The organism is Streptosporangium sp. NPDC020145 (genome assembly GCF_040631275.1).
GTDB lineage: Bacteria > Actinomycetota > Actinomycetes > Streptosporangiales > Streptosporangiaceae > Streptosporangium.
In genome coordinates, this window is record NZ_JBEXZT010000068.1 from 1 (window position 1) to 3,105 (window position 3,105).

Annotated in this window: 2 protein-coding genes; both read left to right on the forward strand. The window is 69.9% G+C overall.

Annotated elements, in window-relative coordinates; all coding sequences use genetic code 11:
• The first annotated feature begins 447 nt into the window (after positions 1-447).
• Complete coding sequence (locus ABZ463_RS41550) at positions 448-1,077, forward strand: LysE family translocator (protein WP_362785723.1); 630 nt, start codon at positions 448-450, stop codon at positions 1,075-1,077.
• A 431-nt stretch (positions 1,078-1,508) separates the two neighbouring features.
• Complete coding sequence (locus tag ABZ463_RS41555; protein ID WP_362785726.1) at positions 1,509-2,927, forward strand: amidase family protein; 1,419 nt, start codon at positions 1,509-1,511, stop codon at positions 2,925-2,927.
• Positions 2,928-3,105 lie beyond the last annotated feature (178 nt).

Genomic DNA, 3,105 nt, shown 5'->3' on the forward strand with positions numbered 1-3,105 from the left:
TCCGTTGCCAGGCCTTGTCGGTCAGTTCACCTCGTCGCACCACGAACGATCATCTAACCGCACCTGCCGTGATCATTTATCAGACATTGCCTAGGCCGGGTGCTCGGAGCTTTCGGCATCGGCCACCACCACGGCCTCCCGCGGCGCGCAGCGCCTTCGGTCGCACCCGGACGATCCGCCGCGCCGTTGCCCGCGGAGGTGTTCAGGACCTTCCTCGGCGAACGCGGCGCCGTGCCCCCGGCCGTTCATACGCCGGATGTCCGGCATGTACGGGACGGATCGGCCGCTGACCGCCACGAACAGTCCGTGCCCTCCCCTACGCGCCAGCGCCCGGCTGTACGCACCGCAGGTTTTCCCGGTTACGGACGGCCAGGTCGCGCACAACATGACGTCCGCCGCGATCCACACATGCTCAAGGTGTTTGACCGGAATGACAGGATGATCTGAATGCCGATTGATTCACACCTGCTCGCCGTGTTCACGGTGACCACCTTCGTCGCTCTGATCACCCCGGGCCCGGACATGTTGTTCGTGCTGGGCTGCGGTGTGCGGGGTGGCGCCCGCGCCGGGCTGCTGGCCACGCTCGGCGTGGTCACGGGGGACGCGTTGTACATCGCCGCGGCGGCGGCCGGACTCTCCGTGCTGCTGACGACGCTTCCCGTCGTGTTCACGGCGCTGCGGCTCGGCGGCGCCGCGTACCTGGTCTACCTCGGCGTCCAGATGCTCCGCAACCTCAGGAAGGGCCGGGCCGGCGGGACCGGCAGCGGCATGACCGGTCGGCGTGCCTTCCTCAACGGTGTGGTGTCCTCCATGGCCAACCCGCAGACGTTCACCTTCATGGTCGCTTTCCTGCCCCAGTTCATCGACCCCGGGGCGGGGCCCGTCTGGCTGCAGTTCGCCATCCTGGGTGCGATCCTGATCATCTTGGAGTTCCTGGCCGACGCGACGGTCGGCGTGCTGGCGGGGCGGATCGGCGGCTGGCTGCGCGACCGGCAGGTGGTGCGCCGCCGTCTCGACGCCGCGACCGGGACCCTGTTCATCGGCTTGGGCGTGACTCTCGCGTCTGCTCCGAACTGACCCTTCGCGGCCAGAGCGAACGCCGGTGCGCCCGCCTTGGCCACCGGCGCGTAGCCGATGCTCAGCGCCCGGGCCGTGGGACAGGCCGCGGACCGGGATGAGGAGGCTTTGGCCGTGTGACCGGGTCCGGCGGCGGGCCCGGACACACGGTGCCAACCCGCGGGCCGACGCCTGCGGAGTCGGGATATTTCAGTTGATGCCGAAAGCCGGGCTCTGCGAGGCTCTCCCTTGATGTCCCGAGCGTAGAAACACCTCGATCACCGACAGGTGACGGCCCGGTTGAGGCCGCCACCCCGTCGGCGCTGCCCGTCGTCGCAGCCGTTCGGTTCGCCGGGCGCGCCGCCGACCATGTGAGCGATGAGGGTTCCGGCGACACGGAACCCTCCTGTGATCGATGTGGGCGTCCAGGACGCCAAGAGGGACTGAGTCTTATGGAACTTCACGAGTACGCGCGGTACGACGCGATCGGGCTCCGGAAACTGATCGGGGCGGGAGAGATCACCGCCGAAGAGGTGGAAACCGCGGCGCGCGAGGCCCTGTCCGTGGCGAACGACCAGGTGAACGGCCTGGCGCTGCCGCTGTTCACCCCGGCGCTCGAACATGACGGGACCGGGCCCCTCGCCGGGGTCCCGTTTCTCATCAAGGACCACGGGCCGGTGGCTCGGGGAATCCCGTTCTCCATGGGGAGCCGGGCCCTGCGGGGCGTCGTCGCCCGGCACGACAGCGACCTGATGACCCGTTTCCGGGCCGCGGGCCTGGTCACCCTGGGCCTGACCACCGTGCCGGAGATGGCGATCAGCTTCGCCACGGAGTCCGTCAGGTACGGGCCGACGCGCAATCCGTGGAACCTGGAGCGGGGCGTCGGCGGTTCGAGCGGTGGCGCGGCGGCCCTGGTCGCGGCCGGTGCCGTACCCGTGGCCCACGGCGGTGACGGAGCGGGGTCCATCAGGATCCCGGCCGCCTGCTGCGGCCTCGTCGGCCTCAAACCGAGCAGAGGCCGTGTCCCGTGCGGACCCGACATGGGAGAGGCGATGCTCGGGATGGTCTACGAGTTCGGGCTGACCCGGACCGTCCGCGACGCCGCTCACCTGCTGGACGCCGTTCAGGGGCCCGGCGTCGGCGACAAGTACACCGCGCCACCGCCACGGGGCCGGTACGCCGACGTCCTGGGAGCGGAACCGGGGCCGCTGCGGGTGGCGGTGACCACGGCCGCCTGGTCGGGGGCCCGGGTGGATCCCCAGGTGGCGACGGCGACGCTCCTGGTCGGCCGGACACTGGAGGAGATGGGACACGCCGTCACCGACGCCCGCCCGGCCCTCGACTGGGACGACGTCCTGCACTGCGCGACGGCGACATCCGTGGCGATCGCCTCCACGCTGCTCCTGGCCCCGCGCAGCCCTGACCCGGCCAAGATGGAAGCCGTCTCCAGACGGCTTCTGGAAGTCGCGAAGGATTACAGCGCGCTGGACATGATGGCCGCCTTCGGCGCGCAGAACCGGGTGACCCGATCGGTGGGCGCCTTCTTCACCGAACACGACCTGCTCGTCACGCCCACGTTGGGCGGGCTTCCAGCCCGTCACGGCACCCTTCGCTACGACGACCCCGACCACACCCTGACGAGCTGGCTGCGATCGATCTTCGACTACGGCCCGTTCACCATGGTCTTCAACGTCTCCGGACAGCCTGCGATCAGCCTGCCGCTCGGTCAGAGCGACGACGGGCTGCCGATCGGGGTGCAGATCATCGCGCCCTACGGCCGTGAGGACCTGCTGTTGCGCATCGCGCACCAGCTGGAGCAGGCGATGCCCTGGAACCGCCGGATCCCCCGGTTCTCCATCGGGAGGCGCTGACAGCCGTGGCCGCCGTACGAGGGCCGCCCGTGACCCAGGCCGGCGACGGCGCCGCCGGCCCCTCAGGGACGATCCGAGCTCTAAGACCGTGACTCATTTGGCCGTCAGTCGTTAGACCGTTCGTGGATGCGTTCCTTCAACGACTGGTGCCTGACGAGCTGTGGGAGCTGTTCCAGCG